Below are 26433 nucleotides of genomic sequence, written 5' to 3' on the forward strand. Positions count from 1 at the left end.
ACCTACTTTAAGGGGCGCTGCTGTTTAATTTAATATTCAGATTATGACGTCAGCTACGAGCGTGTATTTAATCTCTCAGCACTTTAACTACTTTTCTGAAATCTGTCGTTCTACTTACCACCGATACAAGATACAGTTTACCACTTTGTACATTCTGATTCGCCAGGTCTATAGCTAGCACTCCTGCTTCTGCCGTTTCAGTGCAATGGATTCCTCTGTACAGCTCATGTCCCATCACATCATATACTGTAACATCGTATTCCTGCACTTCCTCAGACTCGATGTATATGTTTAGCACCTTATCAAATGGATTTGGATAAACCATTAGTGTGGTCTCCTCAGCTGCCAGCTCCTCAGGCAGGCTTGGCTCAGGATCGGACATTACATCCGGAACTGATGATATTGTACCTTGACTTTGAGAGTATACTTCTATGGCGGAGACCTTGGGCCTGTTGGCGCCCCCCTTGCCGGCCAGGGCGCTGAAGAGCAGGTCGAGCGCGCCGTCGCCCACCTCCACCTCAAAGCTCTCGGCCACGGCCGCGTAGCGCCCCCCGGCCCTTGCGAACACGTCGTAGTCGTCGAGCACCAGCGCCCCCTCGGCCCTGACGTCGAAGACCCGCCGCCCGGCCTCGGTCCAGTAGAGCTCGGCAAAGTGCAGCACCACCCGGTAGCGGCCACCCGCCACCGGCAGGGCGTAGGAGAAGCTGCCGTTGTCCGAGGTGGACGAGCGCTCGAAGCGGTAGAGCTCGTCGTCCCCGGTGCCCGTGATGTCCTCCTTCTTCTTGGAGTACACGTAGCCCGGCGCGGGCGCAAAGTGGGCGTCGGCAGAGAACAAGCCGCCCGAGGCCAGGTACTCCTTGCCACCCGAGTTGATGCGGTAGAGTGCCGTAGCGCCGCCTTTATTATCAATGCCCTCTCCGGTTAAACCTATTACTAATTCTTCGGTGCCAGCATATATTACTTTTAGTTGCGCAGCTTTTGTTCCTAGAAGTGCAGGCGTAAATGTAATTCCTATACTTGCTGATGCACCAGCTTCAAGATTAACAGAACCGGTAAAATCATGCCCGAACTCACTGCTGTTTACGCCAATTAAAGCGACTGATGTGATCTCGACAGTTACAGCAGAATTGTTAGTTATCGAAACCTGTTGTGGATCAGAGGTAGTACCCGCCTGTTGAGAAAAGAAGTGCAAACTTGTTGGCGATGCTGTTATTGTATTTGGACCACCACTTAGGGTAACAGCAGTGTTTCCGGTTTGTCCGGAATGGCTGATTAATAACTGACCGCTTTCAGACTTAATAGCAATAGGGCTGTAGTTAAGGGTAATGCTAAAGTTTCCTCCTGCCGGTATCACCACGGGCAAAGTATAAGATGAAGTATAAGAAAAGGTGCTCGCACCACTAACTGAGATAGCATGAACAACTATAGCCTGACTTCCGCCTTCGTTGGTAACTGTGATGGTATTTGACTTAGTAGTTCCCGCTGCAACTGTTCTAAAATTGATATCAGCAGGTGCCGTAAGTCGGCTTTCATTTAATGCTATACTAACAGGAGTTGTTGGCCCAAATAAGTAAAACGCTTCCTGTGAGCTGAGCTCCACACCCCCTCCTCTGCTTCCGTTGCCAGCTGCAATATAAATACCTTTGTTGTTTACTATAGCTTGGGTAGCGTGTCGCCCTACCTGCAGGTCAGCTATCTGGCGCCATGTATTGGTCTTGACGTTTAGTGCTTCGGTGTGCTTATGTGCTATAGTTTGCGACATACTTTCACCTCCTATTACAACTAGCTCATCCCCAAGAACCACAGTAGCAGTACCTGCACGCTGAGTAGGCAAATTACTTGTTGATGGCAGTGTCATCCAGGCATTTGTCTCAAAATCAAACACATCCACTTCTAGCACTGTAAGACTGTAGGTCTCGCCTGTTGCATGAGACGACCTTCTACCCCCAGCCACATATAATTTACCGTTGATGATGACAGCATTAAAATGATCTCTTGCTCTTGGAGCATCCGGCAGTTTCGTCCAAGTATTGGTTACTGGATCATACTCATCAAACCAAGTAACATGACCTGAACTATGCCCATGGGTTATACCGCTAACCAGGTAAATTTTATCTTTATACACGACGACACCCGCCGAACCTCTATGTCTATCCTCAGGGATGGATGGCCCATTAAACCACTTGTCTGTAACGGGGTTATAGATATATACTTTTGATACAGGCACCTCATTTGGATAGCTACCCGGGAAGGCTCCTATAATATAGATCAACCCATTCATTGTAACAGCCTGGAAGTGATGCAACTCTATAGGAGTGACAGCTTTATCAGTCCATATTTTGGCTATTGGGTCGTATGCCTGCACTGGTTTAATGCCTCTGCCACCTAGTAAATAGAACTTATCGCCTGCTTCTACAAAACCGTTTTCGTGCCTGGCAGTTGGAGCACCAGCAGCGGGTTCAATTATCTGCCACGCACCCGTGGATACAACAGGATCTGTTGTAATGTTTATCTTGTCCCAGGTTGCCGTAAAGTGAGAGGCGTTTCTGGATGTTGCAATAATACCTACAGCCAGTGCCGGTGTACTTTGTATGGCATTAAGAAGTGCTCCGCCAACCTGAATTGGAGAACCTATCGCTGTAATAGCTCCACCGTCTCGGGAGTATTTCGGTTGTACAGTGCCAGTTGCAGGATCTATGGAAAGATAAAACTCTATAAAAGAAGAAGGCAATCCTCCTTCTAAAGTATGTTGATATGCGGCTGGCTGCCCGGCCTCTTCGTAAACCACCTCTATTCCCACACTCCCGTTGTGTGCGTTCATCACAATTTTAAGGTAATTATCCTGATCACCTGTACCAATGTATATCCCCTGCGACTGATCGTTTTGAGGCAGATTTCCGTTAAAGAACGGCCCTAACATACTTGCTTCTACTGTAAATGGCCCGGTACTGGCATTTACATTTATCCCGTACTGGAAAGCGTTTTCCTGTGAGTTTAGTGCGCCTAAGGCATCGCCGCCAGAAACTGCCACAACAGAAAAAGCACCTACTGCGCCACCTGCTATCAGATTACTTTCATCAAAAAGGTTTAGGTAATCATTATCCGGCTGCTTATTGGTCATCAAACCTGTAAAACCCAACCCAAAGAAACCTGTTCCCGGATAGTTGTTAAACAACTCGTAATTAACAGGCAAGTTAGTGCTTAAGCCGTTCTGAGCATCAAGTCCAAATAAATCAACATTATCATTGATACTATCACTATCATCGTCTGGGTTGTTTATATCCGACAGGAAATTCTGGTTAAAGTCAGTGGGTAAGCTGGATGCTGAGCATGGATTTGTGCCATTATCTATCTCATCTGCATTTGAGTAACCATCGTTATCATCGTCTAATGTAGTGCTGTAGATACCTGAACAAGCTACAAAATCGGCAGGCTCGAAGATTGTAATTACATTAGAGCCATAGGTAGCAGCCCAAACTGAGCCCGGAAAAATGTCATTATCGCCTTGCGCGGTAACATCCAGAGGCTGAGAACCAAATCCTGAGGCAAAAGGCAAATCGTTGTTTTGCATTGTGCCGGATTTTTTAGAGTTGGTAACATCGCTGCCATCTTCTGTTAAGGAGATCTTTAATATCTTGCCACCATAATCAGCGGCTAGTAAAGCTCCTTGTAAAGCTCCGTTAAAATTAGAGGCAGTATACTCGGTTAAACCGTTAGTTGAGTTTGGAAAAGTAAGTATAGCCAAATCCGTTTCACCGGGGTTCTGAAAGTCTCCCTCTATCGGGTTAGCCATACTTAAAGGCATAGGAGGCCAGTTGGCCGGCAGCGGGTTTGCCCCAGTTTTACTTGTACGCCACACACCTGTTGTGCCATTGTGAGTATAAAGGCCGGCACCAGCTGGGTTAGCTCTCACAGGTGTTGGATGACCACCGTAGTGGCTCCCAGAAATATAGCTATTGATATTGCCTATATAATGCAAGTTATCCAGGTTGTTCACCTTCGGATCATTTGGCCCTGGACCAGTTGAACCAGGCTCATCCACAACATAGTTATTTGTTACATTTCCATCGGCTCCTTCATTATCAGGATGTCCTCCCCCCCACTGTTCGCTCCATTATCTATTGTGTACATTCTTCCTTCTTTACCAGGAGTTTTGGTAATTACGAGGTCGTAGGCATTCCGATATCCTGGTGAGTATACCTGCACAGGGCCACCCTGCACTATAATTGCTTGGTTTAAACCATCGTTGCCGCCAAATGGGTCATTTACGTCAGTACCATCAGGGTTATTTGCGCGTGTGGGATCATCTAAGGTTGGCAGGTCATACTTATAAGCTGTATTGCCGCTGCCTTTTGTGGGCATGGCATCAATAACATTAAGGTCAATAGAGAGAATTGCTGCAGCTAATGCATACTCGGTAATAAATGCGAAATTATTGGAAGGCGCTCCGGCATTTGTAAAACCTCCAACAGCCACAAAAAGCATATTTGTCCGTTCATCAAACTGCATACCGTTAACTGAATGGTTTTCTTCGGAACGTGGTAGCCCCCTTACCAGATCAACTTTTGTCCAACTGCTGCCATTTCGGGTTAACCGTGATATGATACCAGAGTTGGTGTCCAGGTTTTTGTCTCCACTTCCTGAGCCGCCGCCAATGCGGCTATCACTTGAACTAACATAAAGTATAGGCTGGGCAGAAGTACCCGTAACAAGTATCCCGGTTACCTGCCGTGTATTTACGCTAGATTTAAGTGTTCCATCATCGTTGTAGTTAGGAATTTGATTGATGAGATCTATCGTTTCCGTATCAGTTACAGTATAATCGTTCGGGCCATTGCGTTTTATGGTAAAGGCTTTGATAATCCCGTTTTGCTGTGATACATACAAACGACTATCAGGACCAAATTGCAGGGAAGTAGGGTTTTCAAGTGATATATTTTTAAGGCCGCTTGTTGTAAAGTTATACTGGGCATTAGCCAACATATCCACAGCTAAATCCTGAGATGGTAGCACTGTTTTTTTCTTAACCCTGCCAGGTTCTTGCGCCTTGGTATCATTAATAATAAGCATCGTAAGCAAGAAAGCACATAACATGCACAGCCTACAATAAAGAGCAGGAGTAGTTGAGTTTTTTTGCATAAAACAATGAATATTAAAATGAAGTGCAATGAAGGTTAAAGCTTAAAAAGCTATCCTTGTCAAAATTTGACTACTGAATTTTATATAAAGGAATATGTAGTTATAAAACTATGCCTGTTTATAGGGTTATACTCATGTTTTATACTTTTGTTTATATAAAATATACTTATATTTACAATATATGTATTGTAAAACTTTATGTTTCTAAAAAAATCAATGCTTAAGTATTAATCGGCTTACAATTATATTTCAATTTAAGACCCCAGCTATAAATAAATCTAGTACTTAGTTGCGCACTACCACCTGCTTAATAAAAAGAGAAGCTTTTTGAATAATATTGATGGATTTAGATAACAAGAGGAATGATTTAAATGTAAAATCTCTTTGCACCAGAGACATTCTATTGGTATTAAACCTACTATAGTAGGTATTTAATTTTAGCCTAAATATTAAGATGACTAAGTATTTGTTAACTTCTAAATAAGCCTTACCATAATACATAATAATGCTCACTACTTGCATTAGCCCACCCACAAATAATTATATTATATTAAATTTAAATTAAAAATATTTTATAATTTTTGAATATATGACGTAACTAATACTATAAATAGCCGTTACAGCCATAATAATTGAATAATATCAATAATAATTTTGATTTAAAATTTGTTTATGACAGCTGCAGAAGTCGCTTACTGCGATTTGTGCTGTTGTAAATGTTACTTAGATACCCCTGCCATAAGAATAGCACTTAATCAACATATTTTAAATTTTGACTAAAATGAAAAAACTACTGATTAACTCAATGTTCATTGTAGGGGCACTTCTACTGACAAGTTCTCTTGATGCTTCTGCACAAAGAAACGGACATGACAATGGTAATGGCAATGGGCACGGATACGACGACGGTCCTGGCCAAGGCCCAGGAAATGGCAATGGGTATGGCCACAACAAACCTGGCGGCGTCCCAATTGACGGCGGTGCCAGTTTACTTTTGGCTGCAGGAGCTGCATACGGTCTTAAAAAGGTAAGAGACTATCGTAACAGCAGCAAGAGCGAGAACCTGGATGTGTAGCTAATCAAGAAGGATAAACCATTCATACTATAGTATCTGTTAACATGAAAGAATATAACAAAGTGCTACGATTCTTAATTTTGGCATTAGGTCTTTGCTTTGGATGGTTTATCCTTTACGATTTATGGCTTAGCGGTTTTGACGATTGGTTAACATCAAAAGTTGTATACCTGAGCGTTGGCTTTCTAAATCTGATTGGTTACAATGCCGAAGCCAGAAATATTATGATACAAATTGATGGAAAAGATACGGTTTACGTGTATCATGCCTGCAATGGTATGGTCCTGATGGCCCTTTTCGTTGGTTTTATTATAGCCTTTCCAGGACCTCCCTTAAAAAAGCTTCTGTTTATTCCGGCAGGGCTATTCGTAATTAACCTCCTGAATGTAATAAGAGTAGCTGCTTTAGCAGTAAATGCACATTACTCTAATCATACACTAGACTTTAACCACAAGTATACTTTCACAATTATTGTTTACGCAGCCATCTTTGGCCTGTGGATGCTTTGGGTTAAGAAATATTCAAATTTAGGAAAACATGTTAACACTCAGGCTGTTCCGGTTCAAGCTTCTTAAAGTTATTAGATGGAGTGCTTTTGTGATCTCCATAGCTACTTTACTGTGGCTAGGCATAAATGATGTATACTTTAAATACAAAACTGCCTTAGTTTTAGCAGATTTTTATAACTTATTCAACCATCAAGAGACGAACTCTAATTCATATACTATACTTGTTACGCATAGTAATCAAATTGTAAACCTAATTTATCGGCTAGTGTACGCAGGTATTTGCCTTATTATTATCCATTCACTTTTTTGGAATAGCCAAGTAGCTAAAATCTCTGTTTTCCTTTATGTTTTAGTACTAGCCTGTACATTTTTTCTTTATACACTAGCAGAAGTTATACATGTAGAGGCACTACGGGTAGCTGCATTCAGGATTGATACAATGATTGCTTCTCCAATGCCAATTGTGCTACTTATTCCTGCATTATACCTTACAAAACACAAGCAACCAGAATAAAGACTTTAGCTTTTCTTTTAAATACACCTTTCCAACATCCCTCCCTCCTGAAGCTATTTCTACTTTTAGTACTAGATAATTGCCAATGAGTATTCCTATAAACTTATGGTTTCACTGGAAAATTGTTAATACTCCTGCCTCACAAATAATCAATATTGAACGCATTTTTAATATGATTATATATATTCTTAATATTATTAAATTATTAAGATAAATATGCAACAATTCCTTCTTCTATAAGTATAGTATTTTATAGAATATTTTATAATATCCTATTACTTCACTATACATATTTCCTCATTCAGAAGTCTTATTTAAACGTTAGGCCCATTCGGCTACCGAGTATATATGACTCTAAATAACTTATTATAATACATTAACATAAAATTGTACTATGACAAACAGATACTCTACTTTATTTAGATGGATTAATGTCGTAGTGGACTATATCCTCTTAAATTTAACGCTATACTTTTGCTTTTTACTAGCTGATATTGATTTAGCGTGGTCTAATGTTTATGAGCAGAGATTAACGATTGTGCTCCTTAATTTCTGCTGGTTCTATAGTTCTAATATATTCGGTATCTATAATTACATACTTAGACGAGATGCTGTGCCTGTTATGTCTGCCAACATTAGTGCATTATGTGTTTTTATAGCAATGGCCGCAGTTATTAAATTAACGTTACCCCATATCTATATTCCGCCTACACCTTACCTTTACTATTTCTCCCTTTTCCCGGCGCTTATTCTATTATGGAGAACGCTTTTCTTACTTCTTAGAAAATACAACAGGCGCCACTGGCTTAGATCCAGTAGTATTGCGGTAGTAGGCACAAGCAGTGCTGGCTTGGAGTTCTGCCATTATGTTAAGGCAAACCCTCAGCTAGACCTGCATGTGACTGGCATATTTAGTGACGATCAAACTAATGTACCACCACAAATAGACTGGTTAGGACACATAGAGGACTGTTTTGAATTTGCTCAGGCAAACAAAATAAAGGAGATATACTGTGCCTTACCCGCTTCCGAGAGTAAACGTATCGAAAAATTGATGCAGGAGGCCGACAAGCACATGGTGCGGTTCCGGATCGTGCCGGACATCAAGGGCTCGCTGCACCGCAAGTGCATGGTGGAGCTCTTCGGCTACGTGCCCGTGCTCAAGCCGCGGCAGGAGCCGCTGGAGAACAAGGCCAACGAGGTGGTCAAGCGCGCCTTCGACGTGCTCTTCTCGGCGCTGGTGGTGGTGGTGCTGCTGAGCTGGTTCGTGCCCCTGATGGCCCTCGTGATCAAGCTCGACTCGCCCGGCCCGGTGTTCTTTAGGCAGCTGCGCTCGGGCAGGAACAACCGCCCCTTCCACTGCCTCAAGTTCCGCAGCATGGCCCTCAACCCCGACTCGGACAGGCTGCAGGCCACTAGGGCAGACGCGCGCGTCACCCGCGTGGGCCGCTTCATCCGCAAGACCAGCATCGACGAGCTGCCCCAGTTCCTCAACGTGCTGCTGGGCGACATGTCCGTGGTCGGGCCCCGGCCACACATGCTCCAGCACACGCGCGACTACTCCCAGCTGATCGACAACTACATGGTGCGCCACTTCCTCACCCCCGGCATCACCGGCTGGGCCCAGGTCAACGGCTTCCGGGGCGAGACCCGCGAGAGCGGCGCAATGCTCAACCGCGTGAAGGCTGACATCTGGTACCTGGAAAACTGGTCTATTTTACTTGATCTGAAAATTGTATTTCTTACAATATGGCAGGTTCTTAAAAATGATGATAAGATATTTTAAAACTATTGAGCTCAATTATAAGGTCTGCAGAAAGTATAATTTGTTTGCCTAATAAGTATGTCTCGACTTATCAAACAGCTTCCAAGTCCAGACATACTTATTAGGCAAAGTGCGTATACACCAAAAACTAAAACAAACTTTATGCTGTACGATCAGAGTAATTACATTTGGAAAGCAGTAGGAATGGGTGCAGTGGCGGGTATGAGAGCCATGTCGGCACCGGCATTGCTAAGCGATGAGTTAAGTAAGTTACCATCTGCCAGCCTTGCGCACAGCCCTTTGCACTTTTTGCAGTCAGATGCAGTGGCTTCAGGTTTAAAATTATTTGCCGCCACAGAATTGTTAGGCGACAAAATCCCAAATGTACCGGATCGAATCACACCTCCATCTTTGGCTATAAGAGCTATTTCTGGGGCTGTAGTTGGTGCCACCATATTTACAGCAAACAAAGACAGCACATCAAAAGGAGCAATAATTGGTGCAGCAGCGGCCATAGCAGGAACGTTTGCAAGCTTTTACCTCCGCAAGGCGATTAAAAAGTATACGCATCTCCCAGACTCACTAAGCGGTACAATAGAAGATGTACTCATGTTCGGAAGCGGATTGGCCATCACAAAAGCATAAAGAGAAGAGGCGCAGCAATCAATTGCTGCGCCTCTTCTCTTTAGCACTTGAATGTAATCATACTTTATGCCCTTGATAGCTGCTTTAAGTGCGATACATGCGATGCAACTGCCATGCGCATTTTAGGAATGTTATGGTAAGGAATATTAAAATCGTTGCAGGCTTGAGCTACAATTTTGCTTAAGGCCGGGTAGTGCACATGTGAAATCTTAGGAAACAGGTGGTGCTCTACCTGAAAGTTAAGTCCGCCCGAAAACCAGGTAACCAGTTTGTTGTTCGTAGCAAAATTGGCAGTTGTTTTGAGCTGGTGTATCGCCCATTCATCTTCTATTTTGTTTGTAGTTTCAGAGACCACTGGAAAATGAGTTTCACGCACCGTATGCGCTAACTGAAACACGATACTCATCACAAAACCTACTACAAGACCATAGGCAAAAAAACCTACTAACCACGGCAAGAAACCTACTAAATAAATAGGCAGCACTGCAAAGAAAATAATGTGTACAGCTTTAAAAGACCAAAAACTGATATGATCTGAGGTCTTCATCTTCTTTAGCGGCATTGAACCAACTTTCTTTGTGAAGTACTTCTGGTAATCAGAGAAAAAAGCCCAGTAAAAGAATAACATCGAGTAAGCTACCCAAAAATAGAAATGCTGAAATCTATGAATTTTGCGAAATTTCTGGGTTTCGCAAAGCCTTAGCAGCGGACCAGCATCCAAGTCATCGTCTACGCCGTCAATGTTAGTATAGGCATGGTGAATTACATTGTGTTTAGTGTTCCACATAAACTCGTTTGCTCCAAGTAAGTTCAGAAACAGGCCAGCAATGTCGTTTAGCTTCTTCACCTTGCTAAAGCTACCATGAGAGCCATCGTGCACTATATTAAAGCCAATGCCTGCCGTAATCATACCTAACACTACGCACTCGAACAATGCCAGCCATGCGCTTTCAGGTGTAAAAAAAACGACGTGGGTGTAAATCAGCAACAATCCTAAGGTAAGGATGATGGCTTTTGTGTAAAGCTTATAATTACCTGTAGTTGAAATACCTTCTTCTTGAAAGTAATTATGTATTCTTCGCTTTAACTCAGCGTGAAAAGAGTCTTTTTGAGACTGGAATTTTGGCGCAGCCATAAATTTTTAGTTTAGTTTGATTCAGGCTGGATTAAAGTATTCCGACCCAAAAGGGTGTAAAGGTAGATTAAATTTTGGAAGTATTTACTGAAGCCAGCAAAGGAACAGTATGTTACATACTAATCTCCTGACTACTAACACAACTTTCTAACCTTTGATTGCATCTAAAGATACATTACAGGGAAAACTCTTAGAGTACTAACCTTAAAACAGCACATTTATACTTCTAATATAAAATAAGGCTGCTCATATCCTTCCTTTAAAAGTATGGGCTTTGATACGTTAAATATCTTTACTCCTTTTGATGTTTCTCCTTTTAAAGTGCCGATATGTGCATGCCCGTGAAATGCAGCCACTACATCGCGGCGGTTCAGCGGATCTGCCAGCCTGGAAGAGCCGAGAAAGGGGAAAATCTGCTCTGGCTCTCCTACTACTGTTGCCTTAATTGGGGCGTAATGCAGCAGAACTATCTTCTTAATGTTTTCATTCTCACTATCTAGTCTGGCAAGTGCACCGTCGAGTTTTAAAGCTTCGTCTACAGCTTCCTGTACAAAGTTTTTAATCATAGGCTCCCCGAACATACCCAGCATACCTTTATCAAAACCTCCCCCAAAACCCTTTACACCTGCAAAGCCAACTCCCTCAATTACAATACAGTCTCCGTCTAATACATGCACATTCTCCCTCATCAGCGCTTTTCGAATACCTTTATGATGGTCACGCTCATAGTCGTGGTTACCTAATACAGCCACAACAGGTATCGAACAAGCTTTCAATTCATGGGCCAGCACATCGGCTTCAGCCACTCTTCCGGTATCGGTCAGGTCGCCGCACAATAGCAGTACATCCGCCTTTTCAGATACTTCCTTAAAATAATCTTCCCACTTGCCTGTATCGTTTTCCCGCACATGTATGTCGCCAACGGCTGCAACGCGTATTTTAGTGTCTTTGCTTTTCTTAGTCGTCATTATTTAAACTGATCTTATAGTTACCACCTTGTATTCCCAATCGGTGATATCAATTGCATACTGTGTTTGGTCTATTAACGGACCTCTGCAGATTTTCTCTATTGGAGCCGGCATATCAAACTGCTCTCTTGCCCTTACCAGCAACTCTTCGAACAGCCACTTTGGTATCAGGTCTCTTTCTGAAGGATATACAAACTGGAACGACATGAACTGAGCCAATAGCAGCTGCCAATGTGTATCCATATGCGACCAAAGCCACTTCCAATCTAACTTGCTTCCGTAGCGTAATATGATGTGATTAATGTCTGCACCATCGTAACGCTCTCTGTTCTGCACATACAGCTTAGACCAGATCAGGGTTTCAGCAGGTATCACCCGAACTTTAATATCCAGCAGTTCACTTTTTACAGACCTCTCAAACCAGGCATCGTCTACAGCGCAATGGTTTCCTGGGTTATTAAAAATGATATCCATGAAATGCTCACCGCTTTTTGCTTTTGCAAGCCAGCGGGCATCAGTTAGTTCTGTCTCATACCCTTGCTCCTTAAAAACTTTAAGAATTTTAGGGCAGTCGCCGGACCTGCAGAAAATATCAAGGTCTTTTGTATCGCGCATGATGTCGGTGTAAAGTCGAAGCGCAAAACCTCCTCCCACCAAAAAATCTATTTTGCTCTCAGCAAGTATACTTAAAGCTTCACGGTAAAAATCATGCGCTTTTTGCTGGTGCAAACCTTCCTGTAACTCTATTACTTTAGCCATTCTTATCTAAGTCCAAATTAAAAACAGGGCAGAAAAATTGACAACAAATATTAACTATTTTGCATTTTTCAAATCTTTCAATTTCCCTTTAAATAGAAACTTTTACTCATATTAAATAGGGTTTGTTGCCATAACACACTTCTAAACCATAACTTATTTAAATAAGAGCAGTTTCAGATTGCCTAAGTACAACTATTTAAAATTGAACTTATAAAAGTATAAGGTTATACAATTAATAATTCATTACATAGAAAGGCACATTGGCTGTTGCCAGATTTTTGTTGCCGTCTCGCACGTAAAGGTATAGCCTATAAGCCCCCTCTTTTTTAGGCGTTTTAAGAATAAGCTTCTCGTCTTTGATGTTAGAAAGTAATTCTGGCAGCGGATCTGGCGTGACTTCATTGCCCACGTTGCCATCTTCTGATTTTATCTCCGGCAACACTTCCCAGTGTAACTGTAGCGAATCCTGTTCGGGGTCAAAAGTATAAGCTGCTCCAAGATAGGTTTGCTCAGGGCGCAGGTATATCTGATCGAATGCATACTGATGATTAAGCTTTACATATGCAATATAGGGCGCTTGGTTTAGGGGCTTTTTGCCGCTCCATAGTTCCTGCATCACATGCACCATTTCTGTTTCATCACCATTTCCATCCATCATGCTAAACCAAGTAGGCGTTGTTTCCTGCTTTTTGCCCCACATAAATACATAGGAGCCCAAACACTGTGCGGTATCTTTTAAGATAATCTCATTGTAGAACTTTCTGGTAAATTCTGCTTTTTCGGAGCTGGTTTGCTCGATAGGTGCATCCCACCAGGTAAGGTAAGACTCCCAGTAACCGCGCCCGCCAAATTCCGACACTACATAAGGACCTTCCCAATCTGTTTTAGCCAATTCATCATGCAAGTTGTGTAGTCCGGCAAAAGAGTTTATTGAAAGTACATCCAGGGCCGGGCATCTTTCAGCAATCAGATTAACTATTTTCTTTGGCACGTTCATCACGGTGGTGGTGGTTGGATGGTCGGGGTCCACTTCATGAATCATTTCGGCAATACCATTTATAGCATCCCATACTTTAACATTGGACCCTTCAGCGTATAACTCATTCCCGACACCCCACATCAGCAGCGCCGGGTGGTCTTTATACTTCAGCACAATCTGTTTTAACTCCTCACGCTGTTGCGCTACCAAATCCTTATCATAGTAGTTAAATCCTTCCCGCTCCCGCTGCATCCATAGACCCAGCGTAACTGTTAAGCCATTTTTATGTGCTTCATCCAGTATGCGTTTTGCGTCATCGGTATGCCATACCCTAACTGAGTTTCCGCCATACGCAGCAATACGGTTATAATGGTCGTAGCCTGCAGCACCTTTAATAAAGTAGGGTTTGCCATTGCGATATAAGATAAACCGGCCATCCTTTTGCTTAACCACTTCTACTTTGCGGTTTTGGGCCACATATTTGTCCAGGCCAGTAGGTTTAGAGGAGCATCCAAACCAGAAAACAAAGAAGGCTATTGCAACAGAAGCAACAGAATACAACAAAGAGTGCCTAAACTTTGACATGTTTATATAATATATGACTTATGGGTGAATAAAATATAATATAGGGTGAAACTTCAACTTTTAGAAGTATGGCAAGTATAGGTACGATGGTAGGGTCTAGATGTTCAATGTTACGAGGTTGTGAGTATTGAGACATACCCGAAGAGGAACCTGAAATGAAAGAAATTTACCACCCCATATTAAATCTTTTTGCATGATGTTTTCTACAAATCCGAAGCATCAGGTTAAACAGCATCAACTGCCGGATAATGATCACGCTCCTAATCCTAAGGACGTTCAGGCAATTCGGTTCATGATCATACTTGGCCTTTTTACAATGGGTCTTTTCTTGTACTGGTTTCTGGATGAAGACCATGTGGGATATGGGCCTTTGTTTTGGTTGCTTACCACTGCACTTGGCTTTAAACTGCTCCGCACGCTGCACGAGTGGTATCATTACTTTGATGTAAGCGTTCCGGTTAAGCCCCGTTTAAAAACAAAGTATAAAGTAGATATACTTACCACAGCCTGCCCCGGAGAGCCGCACAGTATGATCATAGGCACACTGGAGGCTATACAAAAGATAAAGTACCCACATACCACCTACCTTTGCGACGAAGGAGATGATCCTGCTTTGAAAGCTGCTTGTGAGCGGCTGGGGGTAAGGCATGTAACCCGAACCATAAAAAAGAATGCCAAAGCTGGCAATATAAACAATGCATTAGAGAGGTATGCCACCGGCGACATATGCTTGATCCTGGACCCGGACCATGTACCGCAGCCTGAGTTCCTGGATGAGGTGCTGCCATACTTTGAGGACCCTGATATAGGCTTTGTGCAGGTAGTACAGGCATACAGCAACCAAAAAGAAAGCCTGATTGCCTATGGTGCTGCAGAGCAGACCTACAGCTTTTACGGCCCCATGATGATGGGCATGAACAGCTATGGTACGGTACAAGCCATTGGTGCCAACTGCACCTTCCGCAGAAAGGCACTTGATAGCATTGGCGGCCATGCAGCTGGTTTATCCGAGGATATGCATACGGCTATGCAACTGCATGCTAAAGGCTGGAAATCAGTGTATGTGCCGAAGATACTCACAAGAGGGTTAGTGCCTGCAACGCTAGCTGCATACTATAAACAACAGATTAAATGGGCCCGCGGTACTTTTGAGCTGCTGTTTGAAGTATACCCTAAACTGTTTCCGCAGTTTACCTGGCGCCAAAAAATACATTACTTTACACTGCCGTTATATTACCTTTTCGGCGTCTTTAACCTGTTCGATTTCCTAATTCCGGTACTGGCGCTTGTACTTGCCGAGTTTCCGTGGTATGTGTCGTTAGGTGAGTTTGTGGTCATGTTTATGCCGTTCTTTCTTATATCCATCTGTATCAGGCAATTTGCGCAAAGGTGGTACCACGAAAAGAACGAGAAAGGCTTTCACTTATTCGGGGGTATACTTCGAACCGGTACCTGGTGGATATTTGCCCTAGGTTTTATCTACTCTGTTTTCCGTGTAAAAGTCCCTTATATTCCAACTCCCAAAGACGATAAACCTCAGAATAATTTCTGGCTCAGTTTGCCTAACATACTGGTTTGCCTTGTAAGTATTGGTGCCATTATGTACAGCCAGTACAAGTATGGCCATGTGTACATAAACCCTTATGTGCAGATGATGTCGATGTTTGCCTTAACGAACTTTGCCATTGTAAGCGTTATTGTAGTGATTGGGCAAGAACGGTTTATGGAATGGGTACGCCACCATTTACTGCATGCCTCCATACTTCAACCCGCGCTTATGCCGTTGCGCTTGCTTATTCACCGCACACGCCACGGTTTTTACGATGGCATTCGTTACATGGCTTATGTAATGGTAATAGTGGCTGCTCTAATCTCGGCTAGCTATACTTTTGGCAGAGACCAATTAAATTATTTTATGGATATAAGTGCAGTAAACGCCCAGCCAAATGCCATAACACCCGAATCTTTTTCCAGCTTTTTTAAAGAAGATAAACCAAGTCCTACAAACAAGGATTAGGGCAATTTCTCTAACCCCAGCACTTCGCTTCCGTTTAGATAGAGAGTAAAATGCTATTTACAACCTAAAAAACGAAAGCTATGAATACAAATCAGCCAGATCAGTATGGTATGGGACAAGGGTATCGCACCCGCAGATCAGAGCGTTACAGACACCCTGAGCAAGACAGTGGGTATCGTTTTGATGATTACGGCGCGTCTGCAAGAGGAGGCTATGGCAACGAAAGCTATGGCGGCACCTTTGGTAACCAAGGCAACGAAATGGGAGGCTCCAGAAACGTAAGCGGCCGTGGCGAAATGTACAGCACATCGCGTAACTTTGGAAATATGGGTAGCTACGGTGGCGCACAAGGCTATGGCAGCAGCAGAGGCGGCTATCCATCGCAGCGCGACGAAGGCTCCAGCTCTCTTTACCACTACGAAAGCGGCATGGGCTCCCGGTCCGGGCCATCTTCCCAAGAACGTCGTTCCTACGGCCCTAGTAGCAACTACGACAGCCACGGTTCCGGCTATCGCCATGACGATAATCCAGAAGATCTGTATGGATCAAATGTCTCCAGAAGATTTCAAGGTTCAGATCAAGGCCGCTACGACTTTGGGCGCGACCGCTCGCAAAACCGCTCTGGCATGAACGACAGCAGCAACTACTGGGATCGTGACAATTTTGGTTCATCCTCAAACTATGGCGGCTCAGAAGGCAGCTATATGGGCAGTGGCTACAACCGCAGCACCAGAGGCTCTAGCATGGGCGATTACGGCTCTATGGGATCTTATGACAGCGGTTATGGTAGTGGAGACAGCTATTCAAGCAGCAGCTACGGAGAGCGCCAGCAGCACGATCCTTATGCCCGCGACAGGGAAAATTCCCGCATACACCACCCAGACAGCGACTATGACTACGATCCTAACCATGCTTTTGACACCCGCAAGCGAGCTGACTTTATAGGCAGCCACAACAGGAGCAGAACCTGGGACCGAGACCATGATAGAAACAAGAGTAGAAATTTTGACAGGTTCTAAAAACAGAAGATACTAAAAAGGCGCAGCTCGATAGCTGCGCCTTTTTACTTTTTAGCCACTGATGGCTGAATGCAAAAACTCTTTAATTCACGCATGCTACCATAAAATATATTACAGTCTACGCTCCCTTTTATTCCATCTATGGCTCCTTTATCTGTATGTTGCCAGAATGAGAGTAGTGTACGTTCATCGCGTTGCAGCGCCAGCTCTTTCACATTATAGTGGGCAATCCAAAGCGGGTACTCATCAAAATATCCCTCCAGGTAATCTCTGTAAAAACTGTAGCCTGTGTAAATGATCGGCTTTGCACCATAGGTTCTTTCTACCTTTACTAACCATTCTTTTAAGTCTCCGCGAAAGTGGTTAAGCGGCATTTTACCTCTAACTTCCACATCCAGCACAGGCGGCAGGTCGCCGGGGCCTAAAGTTACGGTGCTTATAAAGTTCTTTGCCTGCTCATCCGGCTTTACATGAGGCAGGTAAAAATGATAAGCCCCTCTGATAATGCCGGTCTTCCCGGTGCTCTCCCAATTGCGGTCGAAATGAGTATCTTTTAGTTTGGCGCCTTCTGTGGCTTTCAGAAAAGCAAAAGAAACATCGTTTGCTTTTACTTTTTCCCAGTCTATTTTACGCTGATACCGCGATACATCTATACCAAGCAAGGTATTACCCATGGGGCTATGGCCTTCTGGCCATGCAGGCTCCTGCTTATCCGCAAAAAACTCTACATACACTATCCCTATGGCTATAGCCGCCAACACAGCCACTCCTATCCAGAATGGTCTCGTTGATTTGTCTGCCTTTTTTTTGCCGCGAGGTTTTCTTGGTTTAGGTGATTTTTTAGGTGCTGCCGTACGCTTAACGGTGTCTTTATACTTTGCAGCAGGCTTCCTGATCTTTTTAATACTTGCCAGCGCAACTTCTTCCTCGTAAGTAGCCTTACCATCCGGCCACATATCTAACTGCTTACCCATGCCTATACAAGCTGCATTACACCAGACATATGTTCCAGTTGCTCACCCTCTGTGGTCATATAGCCCTTCATCAGATCTGCAGTAAGGCAGGAGTGTACTGGTAAAACACCCATTATGTCACCAATTTTATACTTTTCAAACATCTCCGGGGTGGCCCGCACAATACCGTGCTCATGGCTCAGAGAAGCTAGTTCTATACCGTCTAAAGGCTCAGACCAACCCTCCTGTTCTAACGCAACCACTCTGCCGTAAATAATGGATCCGTCTTCCAAGGCAAGGGAGTCTTTTGAGAAATGAACACTGCCGCCGTAAAGTATGATCTCGTGCCTATCGGGGTGTTTCGCTACCACAGGGCAGGCCATGCAAACTGCTATATCCTCAAAATTGCAGGAACCGATATGCTCTTGTGTAAGGTCATAAAACACGAAGTTACCCGGCCTGATCTCATCTACTCCACTTAAATCATCCAAAACACTGCACGAAGGTGTATCGCCAAGCGACAGCTTTAGGTCTGGAAACTGCATTTTATAGTGATCGCGCAACAGGTGCAGCAGGTAAACAGAGGTGTTATGTATGGTTTGAATAGCTTCCGTATCTGTCTGCTTGTAAGTATGGCCGTCGTGTGTCAGGAAACCCTCAAAGTGTAACTGTTCGCTTTGCTGTATTGCGGCTAATATTTCATCCAACTCGCTATGAGCATGAGGCGAGATTCCGGTGCGGTGATAGCCAGTATCGATCTTCAGCCATACTTTTACCTGATGGTTTAAGCCCTGCGCCAATGCTTGTGCTGTTTCTAAGTTCACCAATACCAGGTGCAGGTTCACCTTCGAAGCAAGCTCATTTATACTTTCCCTCTCCAGGATATTCGCCGGAAAGGCAACCACAATATCACTCCAGCCGTGGCGGGCAAAATACTGCGCCATCCTAATAGAGGATACTGTAATAGCATCAATACCAAAATCCCTGAACCACTCCCCCACCTGTGCCGACTGATGCGTTTTAAAGTGCGGGCGCAGGCGAACTCCGCTGGTTCTGGCTTTATCTACCATCCTTTGGATGTTGTTCAGGGCCTTCTTTTTGTCCAGTAGTAGCGTTGGTGTGGTTATTTTCATCGGTACAAAGGTATTGTTTTGCAGGATGCTGTGAAGGTACTAATCTTTAGCCAAAAATCCTGTGCCCAGGTATAGCTCTTGTTTTGATATCTCTTTTAAACATTTCAGCTTACCTTTGCAGAAACAAATTCTGGCTATGAGCTACCTTTACCTGAAAGCGCTGCACATTATTTTTGTAGTAACCTGGTTTGCCGGGTTGTTCTACATTGTGCGTTTGTTTATATACTTTGCTGAGACTGCCGAAAAACCGGAGCCAGAGCGTGGTATACTTCAGAAGCAGTTCTCCCTGATGCAGAAGCGCCTGTGGTACGGCATTACCTGGCCTTCGGCTATACTTACCCTTATTTTCGGAACCAGCATTGTGGTTACCCTTCGCCTGTACGACCCGTTCCCTAGCTGGCTTATATGGAAAATTGCTTTTGTATTAGGTTTATACATTTACCATTTCCTTTGCCACAAAATTTTCAGGCAGCAGCAGCTGGGTATCATCAAGTATACTTCCACACAGCTCCGCATCTGGAACGAGGTAGCCACGCTTTTCCTGATCAGTGTTGTGTTTTTAGTAGTGCTTAAAAGTGCTTTAAGTATGGTCTGGGGTATTGTTGGGCTTATACTTTTCTCAGTTGTGCTAATGCTGGCGATCAGGGTTTATAAGAGGGTTAGGGAGAGGTAAGAGCCAGAGAGATACAAGCTGCTATTCTATCGAGTTAATGCTTTTCCTCAGTTCTATTTGCTGATAGTTGCACTTCTGGCTTTGGTGCCCTCCTAGGCCGGGAAGCCTCGCCTTTGCGCATCGCACTATCTATTTAAGCTGCCTAACGGCTGCCCTATCGGGCACCGCAACAATAGAAGGCGCTCAACGCAAAGGCTGGAAAGGACACTACTTAGCCAGCGGCTTCTGTAATTTGAAAGAAAGTATAAATTCTGATTTGCTCGGACAGGTCGCGACCTGTCCGCACTATGGCCGCTGCTACAAAGTATAAACTTATACTAAAGCAACAGCAGGGATTCCCCTCCTCGGAGGGGCCAAGGGTGGGTTTTGTACTTGACTTTGAAGCTACGGCCTTGGCCAGGTGCACCAAACGACGGTCCACTGTCCGAGCGGTCAACGAGTGGGGGTAGGGGCCCTCGAGAAAGGAGCATCTTGACTTTTTTTGCACTTCCCTCCTTTGTTCAAGGAGGGGTGCCGCAGGCGGGGTGGTCTATTGTGTCAAGACAAAAAGTAGGGCCCAGCCGGCGAGGCGAAAAGCTGGCTACAAGCACAAAACTCCTCTAACACAAGAAAACTTTCCAGCATTATTAAATTAAAACGATCGAGAAATCAACTCAACATATACTTAACAGCTTAAGGTCATCCTGTCTTCTTCCATCATAATTCCTTATCTTTGTACAAAGCACATACTTATGAACAACATCGCACTAAAGGCTAACGAGAGAGAATTAATAAAACTGATACGCTTTTTTAGCAAGCGTGCCACTTTATTAATGGAGACAGGAGAACTGAGCCAAGAGCATGAGCAGTTAACAGCAGCATGTCAAAACCTGGAACAGCAGCTTTACAAACATGCTGAAAACCGCGCTGCTATACTGGATAAGCGTGAGCGCCTGGAGAAAGTAATAGAGGACAACGCTTATTGCCCGAAGTGCCAGAAAGCAGATATGCTGAAGAAAAACGGTGTCGCCGCTAATGAACACGGTTGGAAGTGCAACACCTACCGCTGCCGCCGCTGCAATACCACCTTTACCTGGAACAAACCAAACAACCCATGGCACATGGCCGAGTTTCTGGAAATGTACATTCAGGAGTTGGAGCAAGGCCTGCAAACGCAGCTAAACGAAGAAATTAGGCAGCACACTGAAGCCGCCATACCGCAACTTCAGGACAGTCTCTTTAAACTTCGCCCTGTATTGCAAACCTCTGATGAAGAAGTAGAGGCACTGGCTACAAAAGAAAAGGAAATGGACCGGATGATCCACCAGTTCAAGAACTACCTCATGATCGAGAAGATCAAGTTAGATACTTACGAAGAACCAGAAGAGTAGCCGTGGTCATTTGTTGCTGATTTTAAGAAGAAGGACTATTTTATTGTGTATCGCAGGCACTGGCAAGCAAAAAGCAAAGTACAGTCTCTTTACTTTTACTAATCTCCAGCAACTAATTATAACTTAGCAACAACTATATTCCTTGCACAAGCCAATACCAGAAAGCCAGCGTGATAAACGAGATTGGTATGCCAAAACCTATCATCATGTTGGCTAGTTTAGGCTTTAAGCCATAGGTTGCCGCCACTATACAAGCTGTAATCATGGGTGCCATGGCCGCTTCTACAATAGATATCTGGATAATCTCTCCACTCAGCCCCAAAACACCTACATACAAGGTATAAATTAAAAGCGGAGCAAGTAAAAGTTGATAAGTGAGCCCCAGTGCTAAGAACTTCCAGTGTTTGCTGCGCCGCTCAATACGCAACTGCATACCCACCGAAACAAGGGCCAAAGGTGTAACAGTACTACCCAACCGCTGAAAAACATCTTTCATATCAGCGTTAAAATGCAGGTTGAATAGGTTTAAAAGTATAGCCAGCACAAACGTAAAAAAAGGCGGGAAAGTAGCTATTTTCCTGAAGATAGCACTTACACTGGCTGTACCCTTCGAGAAAGCAGCTGCCACCGCAATACCCACCGTAGAAAGTATAAAAAATGACCCCGGCTGATCGATAAGTATAGCCGTTTTAAGTCCTTCGGGCCCGTAAAGCGCCTCTATCACCGGGAAACCTATAAACGAAGTGTTACCCAAACCGGCAGTGAGTATAAGGCAGCCAGTAAGTTTCTTAGACCAGCCAAATACCTTACCCATACTCCAGAACAAGAGCGCTGAACCAGCAAAGCAGATCCAAGCCACCCCTACTGGCAGCAGCACCGTACGGTCTAGTTTAACTTCAGGAATAAAGTATAAAGCCAGCGCAGGCAATGAAATATAAATGATGAACTGGTTGAGCACCAGCGGCGTATTCATCGGGAAATTGCGCACCCGTTGCAGCAGCACCCCCAGCACCAGGCAACCAAACAAAAGTATAAAACTGCTCATTTTTTTATGGCTGCTAACTGGCAGCCCAATGTATATGCCGCAAAGGTATAGCTATTTTAATTGTTGAGAGCCAATTGTTGAATGTAGGTGAGAAAAGTACCTGTCGCTTCTGCTTTTGCCAGAAATGACAGGTAGTAAAGTCTTAAGTTGGCAGCAGCAAAAGCTTATTTCTAAAATTACACGCCACCTCTATTTAATATATTATTTCAACCTGAATCAAATAATACACTATCAAACTGCTTACTGAATCACAATGCGCCTTACTACGCGGGTATCACCGGAAACTATACTTAAAAAGTATACTCCTGCGGCAAACTTGCCTGTGTCTAGTTGCAGTTTATTGGCTGCTCCTGCTATAACAGTTTTAGTAACATCCAGCACGTTAGCAGACTGTGCATTGGTAAGTATAAACTGCACCTCCTTACTTTTAAGATCAATGATGTTAATGTTCAGTACTTTAGAAGCCGGAACAGGGTATACTTCCACAGCTCTATCCAGCGCTTCACGCTCTGCTGAAGTTACGGCTCCTGTGTACGTCAGTTTGTAGATCGCACTTGCTCCGTCATCCGAAATATATAGGTTACCCTTTGCATCGATGGCAATATCATTTGGCCGGCTGTATGCTTCTGTAGAGTCAGAGTTCAGGAAGCCACCTACTAAATCCATTTGCTGGCCAGGCAGGCCGTTCTGCCACGGAAAGTATATAATTTTATAACCTGTTGCCTTTGAGCGGTTCCAGGATCCATGCAGGGCAACCAGTGCCCCGTTGCGGTAAGCCTGTGGGAACTGTGTGTTCTGCGTGAAAAGTATGCCAAGTGGAGCAGAGTGAGCCTGTATACCTTTGCTGATGCGGTCCATGCCGTTGCAGTCCACAGTGTTGTTTGGGTTAAGCTCTACATCGTTGATAAAGGCCATGTTGTCCATCCCCTGGCGTAGATCAGGGTTACAGAACGGCCAGCCGTAGTTACCGCCGTCGCGCACCAATGTAATTCCTTCGGGTGGGTTATTATCTACATAACTCTGCACCACTTTGCCATAGTTGCCGGTATTATCTTTAAACGGGTAAGCAATATTGTCGCGCTGGTTCAGGGTTACCCATAGGTTGGTGGTGCCCGGCACAAAAGCCAGTCCTTCTGCGTTACGGATTCCCTCAGCAAATAATCGGCCGCCAATGCCGTCGGCATTGTACTGGTAAATAGCCCCTCGTTTAGGGTTGCTCTGGGTATCCTCTATACAGGCATTACACGTAGAGGCAATGGATACGTATAATTTGTTGTTGCTGTCCAGCGCTATGTTTTTAAGTACGTGACCATAAGCACCTTTTAGTTCGGCTAAACTTTCGTCGGGTAGGTTGGCTACCACAACTTCACGGTTTTGCCCTCTCCTGTCGCCGTTTGTATAAGTATAGCGATTTATCTGGTTCTTCTCAGCTATGTACACGTACTGCGTGTTGCCAATTTTGTGAAACACAATATCATGCGGACGCTGTAAACCATCTACATAATCAAAGTCTTCTACTCCTCCATCAGGCAGTTGGCGCAGCACTTTCACTTTACCACCCCAGGGCATTGCCACAAATAGATCGCCATTGGGAGCCACTGCCATAAAACGGGCACCGCTTACCCTAGCGTATACTTCAAGCTTAAAATCAGGGGGTATGGAGGCAAAACGATCATCGGCAAAAACACCGGAACGCAGGTGCTGCGGCACTTCTACCTTTACTGTTACAGCAGCTGGACGGGGTGTTTGAGATTGTGCTACTACAGGCATGGCCAATACTAGTGCAGCAGCATATAGTTTATGTAAAAATCTAAAAGGCATAATTTGTAAGGATAGTTTTCAAATACCCTTTTAGTATGATTTAAAGGAAAGGTTGCGGCAAAGGTGTACAATTTAGTTGGTGCCTCTGGCTCAATAAAATAGCTAAATCTACTAAAGTATAAATCTGTCGCTTAAGCCAAAGTATAAAGTAGTGGATAAAATTGAAGGTAAGGGCTGATGTGTAATCAAAATAAAACATTAGCCACTAAGCAAAAAAAAAAGCGGCTATACTTTCTAAAGTATAGCCGCCTTCATCAATAAGAAATAAACAATTAGATTGGCTTCGCTTTCTGTTTTAACCAGGCCAGTTCGTCTTCAGTTAAATGAGGTGCCAGCTTCTCCACTACCAGCTGGTGATACTCATTCAGCCATTTTACCTGGTGAGCCTCCAGCAGTTCCTTCTTAACAGGCGCGGTGTCAATCAGGGCCAGCGTTAGGTGCTCAAATGCATAGAATTCTGCAAAATCATTGGTTTCGTCCTGCACGGTAAGCACTAGGTTTTCGATGCGGATGCCGTGTTTGCTCTCGCGGTAAATGCCTGGCTCTACTGAAGAGATCATGCCTAACTCCAATGGCACATCTGTTGGCGTTGGGTTAAGCACATGCGGCCCTTCGTGCACATTCAGGAAAAAGCCTACGCCATGACCTGTACCGTGTCCGTAGTTGCGGGCATAATCCCAAAGCGGTTTACGGGTAATGGCATCAATCTGGTAACCTTTCGTGCCTTTCGGGTAGCGGGTAGTAGAACCGTCAATCATGCCTTTCAGCACTAAAGTATAATCTATACTTTCTTCTTCCGTTAAATTACCCAATGATACTACGCGTGTGATATCGGTTGTTCCGGAAGTATACTGTCCACCAGAATCCAGGAGGAAAAGCCCGTCAGCCTGTAATTCAACATCGCTTTCCGGCGTAGCCTTGTAATGCGGTAGTGCGCCATGCGCTTTGTAACCGGCAATGGTATCGAAGCTTTCGCCAACAAACCCCTCCTGCTCTGCACGGAATTCGCGCACTTTATCAGCTACAGATAGTTCGGTAATTTTTGTTTTACCAATGTTCTCTTCCAGCCACTTAAAGAAGCGCGTTAAAGCAACGCCGTCTTTTATCATAGTATGGCGGGTGTGCTCGGCCTCTACTTCGTTTTTCTGAGCTTTAAAAAATGTAGTAGGATTTGTATCCTGAACCACGCTTACCGACTCAGGCAATTGCTTATAAAGCGCGTAGCAGTTACGGCGAGGGTCCACGAAAATAGATGTATTGGCAGGCAGTTCGGTTAATACTTGCTCTATGGCCTCGTATTCCTTCAGCTTTACCCCAGCCTGCTGCAGTTTTTCCTGATCTGCTGTGCTTAACTTGCTTTGGTCTATAAACAGCATACATACCTCCTGGCTGATAAGTGCAAAGCTCAGCACTACGGGGTTACACTTTACATCAGAGCCACGCATGTTAAACAACCAGGCCATATCGTCCAGTGAGGAGATCAGGTGGTACTCTGCTCTGTATTTTTTAAGCGCTGCTCTCAGTCTGTCAAGTTTGCTTTCCAGCGACTCTCCTACTAAATCTTCTCCTACTAAAAAAGCCGGAGCTGCTGGTAAGGCAGGCCTGTCTTTCCAGATTGGGTCAAGGTAATCGCGGTTGCTGTTTATGTTAATACCTAAAGGCGCCAACTGTGCTTGCAGTAGCAGCGCCAGGCTCACTGAAATAAGTTTTGCATCGTAGGCTACAGTTTCGCCTTCTTGCAATCGCTCTGCGAGCCAGTTTATATATTCTGGGGCATTCTGTACTTTAAGCTTAGCCAACTCAAAGCCTGTTCCTTTTAATTGCTCATTAGCCTGTACAAAATAGCGTGCATCCGTCCATAAGTGTGCTGTATCGTGGGTAATTACCAAGGTGCCTGCCGAGCCTGGGAAGCCTGAAGCAAAGGCAATGCATTTATACCTGTCTGGTAGGTACTCGCTTATGTGCGGATCAGCTGATGGAATGATGTAGGCACTAACGCCCTCTTCTTTCATCTGGCTGCGGATGGCTGCTAATCTTTCTTTGTAGGTCATGTATAGATCAGTTTTCGGTTTGAGGCAAATTAAGGAAAGATAAGGAAAGATGCCTCAAATCTTTCATTTTTACTTGTTCCGGTTATACTTCTTCACTGCACATTACACTCCCTTCAATTTGAATAAAAAGTAGGCCTTGTAATTTGAAAAATTCGCCTTGAACTCTCTCAAAACTTCAAAAAAATGACCAAATTTGTACTTCCATTTATTTTGCTATCAAGTGTTAAACAAGTTTTTGGCTTCAGGCTCTCGGAATTTAAAAGTTAAGATATTAGTAA

Annotated in this window: 21 protein-coding genes; 9 read left to right on the forward strand and 12 right to left on the reverse strand. The window is 44.1% G+C overall.

Annotated features, from left to right (window positions below):
- Positions 1 to 67: 67 nt before the first annotated feature.
- Together WG943_RS00705 and WG943_RS00710 are read right to left on the reverse strand one after the other, a co-directional pair.
- Positions 68 to 4042, reverse strand: coding sequence for a malectin domain-containing carbohydrate-binding protein (locus WG943_RS00705; protein WP_340406142.1), 3975 nt, complete (start codon positions 4040 to 4042; stop codon positions 68 to 70).
- A 14-nt stretch (positions 4043 to 4056) separates the two neighbouring features.
- The gene (locus WG943_RS00710) at positions 4057 to 5013 is read right to left on the reverse strand and encodes a hypothetical protein (protein ID WP_340406144.1); all 957 of its coding nucleotides are present in this window, start codon (positions 5011 to 5013) and stop codon (positions 4057 to 4059) included.
- 907 nt (positions 5014 to 5920) lie between these two features.
- Between WG943_RS00710 and WG943_RS00715 the strand changes: the two genes are divergently transcribed.
- The 5 genes from WG943_RS00715 (at position 5921) to WG943_RS00730 (ending at position 9647) form a co-directional block, all read left to right on the forward strand.
- A complete protein-coding gene (locus WG943_RS00715) occupies positions 5921 to 6214 on the forward strand; it encodes a PID-CTERM protein-sorting domain-containing protein (RefSeq protein ID WP_340406146.1) in 294 nt (97 codons plus the stop codon).
- Between the two features lie 44 nt (positions 6215 to 6258).
- A complete protein-coding gene (gene xrtX, locus WG943_RS00720) occupies positions 6259 to 6789 on the forward strand; it encodes an exosortase X (RefSeq protein WP_340406147.1) in 531 nt (176 codons plus the stop codon).
- Positions 6752 to 7237: an XrtX-associated membrane protein gene (locus WG943_RS21210; protein WP_445323615.1), complete on the forward strand. Its 486-nt coding sequence runs from the start codon at positions 6752 to 6754 to the stop codon at positions 7235 to 7237. The genes xrtX and WG943_RS21210 overlap by 38 nt, the downstream gene beginning before the upstream one ends.
- A 394-nt stretch (positions 7238 to 7631) precedes the next feature.
- Positions 7632 to 9023, forward strand: coding sequence for an undecaprenyl-phosphate glucose phosphotransferase (locus WG943_RS00725; RefSeq protein WP_340406148.1), 1392 nt, complete (start codon positions 7632 to 7634; stop codon positions 9021 to 9023).
- Between the two features lie 57 nt (positions 9024 to 9080).
- A complete protein-coding gene (locus WG943_RS00730; RefSeq protein ID WP_340406150.1) occupies positions 9081 to 9647 on the forward strand; it encodes a DUF4126 family protein in 567 nt (188 codons plus the stop codon).
- Positions 9648 to 9711: 64 nt separating this feature from the next.
- On the opposite strand, the gene WG943_RS00735 is transcribed toward WG943_RS00730, so the two are convergent.
- From WG943_RS00735 to WG943_RS00750, 4 genes are all read right to left on the reverse strand, one after another.
- Complete coding sequence (locus WG943_RS00735) at positions 9712 to 10782, reverse strand: fatty acid desaturase family protein (protein ID WP_340406151.1); 1071 nt, start codon at positions 10780 to 10782, stop codon at positions 9712 to 9714.
- Between the two features lie 218 nt (positions 10783 to 11000).
- Positions 11001 to 11750 carry a metallophosphoesterase family protein gene (locus WG943_RS00740; RefSeq protein WP_340406152.1) on the reverse strand — a complete coding sequence of 250 codons (750 nt, stop codon included), beginning with the start codon at positions 11748 to 11750 and terminating at the stop codon, positions 11001 to 11003.
- A 3-nt stretch (positions 11751 to 11753) separates the two neighbouring features.
- Complete coding sequence (locus tag WG943_RS00745; protein ID WP_340406153.1) at positions 11754 to 12509, reverse strand: nucleotidyltransferase; 756 nt, start codon at positions 12507 to 12509, stop codon at positions 11754 to 11756.
- Positions 12510 to 12741: 232 nt separating this feature from the next.
- On the reverse strand, positions 12742 to 14073 hold the full coding sequence (locus WG943_RS00750; RefSeq protein ID WP_340406155.1) for a glycoside hydrolase family 2 TIM barrel-domain containing protein: 1332 nt from the start codon (positions 14071 to 14073) through the stop codon (positions 12742 to 12744).
- Positions 14074 to 14266: 193 nt separating this feature from the next.
- Between WG943_RS00750 and WG943_RS00755 the strand changes: the two genes are divergently transcribed.
- On the forward strand, positions 14267 to 16090 hold the full coding sequence (locus WG943_RS00755) for a glycosyltransferase family 2 protein (protein WP_340406157.1): 1824 nt from the start codon (positions 14267 to 14269) through the stop codon (positions 16088 to 16090).
- 80 nt (positions 16091 to 16170) lie between these two features.
- The gene (locus tag WG943_RS00760) at positions 16171 to 17109 is read left to right on the forward strand and encodes a hypothetical protein (protein WP_340406158.1); all 939 of its coding nucleotides are present in this window, start codon (positions 16171 to 16173) and stop codon (positions 17107 to 17109) included.
- A gap of 44 nt (positions 17110 to 17153) precedes the next feature.
- On the opposite strand, the gene WG943_RS00765 is transcribed toward WG943_RS00760, so the two are convergent.
- Both WG943_RS00765 and WG943_RS00770 read right to left on the reverse strand, forming a co-directional pair.
- Positions 17154 to 18083 carry a glycoside hydrolase family 25 protein gene (locus WG943_RS00765; protein ID WP_340406159.1) on the reverse strand — a complete coding sequence of 310 codons (930 nt, stop codon included), beginning with the start codon at positions 18081 to 18083 and terminating at the stop codon, positions 17154 to 17156.
- A 2-nt stretch (positions 18084 to 18085) separates the two neighbouring features.
- Positions 18086 to 19195 (reverse strand): alanine racemase, encoded by a 1110-nt coding sequence (locus WG943_RS00770; protein WP_340406160.1) that lies wholly within the window; start codon positions 19193 to 19195, stop codon positions 18086 to 18088.
- 136 nt (positions 19196 to 19331) lie between these two features.
- On the opposite strand from WG943_RS00770, the gene WG943_RS00775 reads away from it, so the two are divergent.
- A complete protein-coding gene (locus WG943_RS00775) occupies positions 19332 to 19868 on the forward strand; it encodes a CopD family protein (RefSeq protein ID WP_340406536.1) in 537 nt (178 codons plus the stop codon).
- Positions 19869 to 20079: 211 nt separating this feature from the next.
- On the opposite strand, the gene WG943_RS00780 is transcribed toward WG943_RS00775, so the two are convergent.
- Positions 20080 to 20304 carry a hypothetical protein gene (locus WG943_RS00780; protein WP_340406161.1) on the reverse strand — a complete coding sequence of 75 codons (225 nt, stop codon included), beginning with the start codon at positions 20302 to 20304 and terminating at the stop codon, positions 20080 to 20082.
- Positions 20305 to 20599: 295 nt separating this feature from the next.
- Between WG943_RS00780 and WG943_RS00785 the strand changes: the two genes are divergently transcribed.
- Entirely contained in the window at positions 20600 to 21238 is a 639-nt protein-coding gene (locus WG943_RS00785) for a hypothetical protein (protein WP_340406163.1), read from the forward strand.
- A 133-nt stretch (positions 21239 to 21371) separates the two neighbouring features.
- On the opposite strand, the gene WG943_RS00790 is transcribed toward WG943_RS00785, so the two are convergent.
- The 3 genes from WG943_RS00790 to WG943_RS00800 all read right to left on the reverse strand — a co-directional run bounded on the left by WG943_RS00790 (position 21372) and on the right by WG943_RS00800 (position 26155).
- Positions 21372 to 22283: an AEC family transporter gene (locus WG943_RS00790; protein ID WP_340406165.1), complete on the reverse strand. Its 912-nt coding sequence runs from the start codon at positions 22281 to 22283 to the stop codon at positions 21372 to 21374.
- Between the two features lie 240 nt (positions 22284 to 22523).
- A complete protein-coding gene (locus WG943_RS00795; RefSeq protein WP_340406166.1) occupies positions 22524 to 24104 on the reverse strand; it encodes a T9SS type A sorting domain-containing protein in 1581 nt (526 codons plus the stop codon).
- 272 nt (positions 24105 to 24376) lie between these two features.
- The gene (locus WG943_RS00800) at positions 24377 to 26155 is read right to left on the reverse strand and encodes an aminopeptidase P family protein (RefSeq protein ID WP_340406168.1); all 1779 of its coding nucleotides are present in this window, start codon (positions 26153 to 26155) and stop codon (positions 24377 to 24379) included.
- Positions 26156 to 26433 lie beyond the last annotated feature (278 nt).

The organism is Pontibacter sp. H249 (genome assembly GCF_037892465.1).
Classification (GTDB): Bacteria; Bacteroidota; Bacteroidia; order Cytophagales; family Hymenobacteraceae; genus Pontibacter.

Coding starts and splice junctions, on each gene's coding strand:
- WG943_RS00745 (WP_340406153.1), bottom strand. CDS start 12,509: ATGGCTAAAGTAATAGAGTTACAGGAAGGTTTGCACCAGCAAAAAGCG.
- WG943_RS00800 (WP_340406168.1), bottom strand. CDS start 26,155: ATGACCTACAAAGAAAGATTAGCAGCCATCCGCAGCCAGATGAAAGAA.
- WG943_RS00785 (WP_340406163.1), top strand. CDS start 20,600: ATGAACAACATCGCACTAAAGGCTAACGAGAGAGAATTAATAAAACTG.
- WG943_RS00725 (WP_340406148.1), top strand. CDS start 7,632: ATGACAAACAGATACTCTACTTTATTTAGATGGATTAATGTCGTAGTG.
- WG943_RS00760 (WP_340406158.1), top strand. CDS start 16,171: ATGAATACAAATCAGCCAGATCAGTATGGTATGGGACAAGGGTATCGC.
- WG943_RS00740 (WP_340406152.1), bottom strand. CDS start 11,750: ATGACGACTAAGAAAAGCAAAGACACTAAAATACGCGTTGCAGCCGTT.
- WG943_RS00750 (WP_340406155.1), bottom strand. CDS start 14,073: ATGTCAAAGTTTAGGCACTCTTTGTTGTATTCTGTTGCTTCTGTTGCA.
- WG943_RS00755 (WP_340406157.1), top strand. CDS start 14,267: ATGATGTTTTCTACAAATCCGAAGCATCAGGTTAAACAGCATCAACTG.
- WG943_RS00765 (WP_340406159.1), bottom strand. CDS start 18,083: ATGGGTAAGCAGTTAGATATGTGGCCGGATGGTAAGGCTACTTACGAG.
- WG943_RS00730 (WP_340406150.1), top strand. CDS start 9,081: ATGTCTCGACTTATCAAACAGCTTCCAAGTCCAGACATACTTATTAGG.
- WG943_RS00790 (WP_340406165.1), bottom strand. CDS start 22,283: ATGAGCAGTTTTATACTTTTGTTTGGTTGCCTGGTGCTGGGGGTGCTG.
- WG943_RS00775 (WP_340406536.1), top strand. CDS start 19,332: ATGAGCTACCTTTACCTGAAAGCGCTGCACATTATTTTTGTAGTAACC.
- WG943_RS00735 (WP_340406151.1), bottom strand. CDS start 10,782: ATGGCTGCGCCAAAATTCCAGTCTCAAAAAGACTCTTTTCACGCTGAG.
- WG943_RS00770 (WP_340406160.1), bottom strand. CDS start 19,195: ATGAAAATAACCACACCAACGCTACTACTGGACAAAAAGAAGGCCCTG.
- xrtX (WP_340406147.1), top strand. CDS start 6,259: ATGAAAGAATATAACAAAGTGCTACGATTCTTAATTTTGGCATTAGGT.
- WG943_RS21210 (WP_445323615.1), top strand. CDS start 6,752: ATGTTAACACTCAGGCTGTTCCGGTTCAAGCTTCTTAAAGTTATTAGA.
- WG943_RS00715 (WP_340406146.1), top strand. CDS start 5,921: ATGAAAAAACTACTGATTAACTCAATGTTCATTGTAGGGGCACTTCTA.
- WG943_RS00795 (WP_340406166.1), bottom strand. CDS start 24,104: ATGCCTTTTAGATTTTTACATAAACTATATGCTGCTGCACTAGTATTG.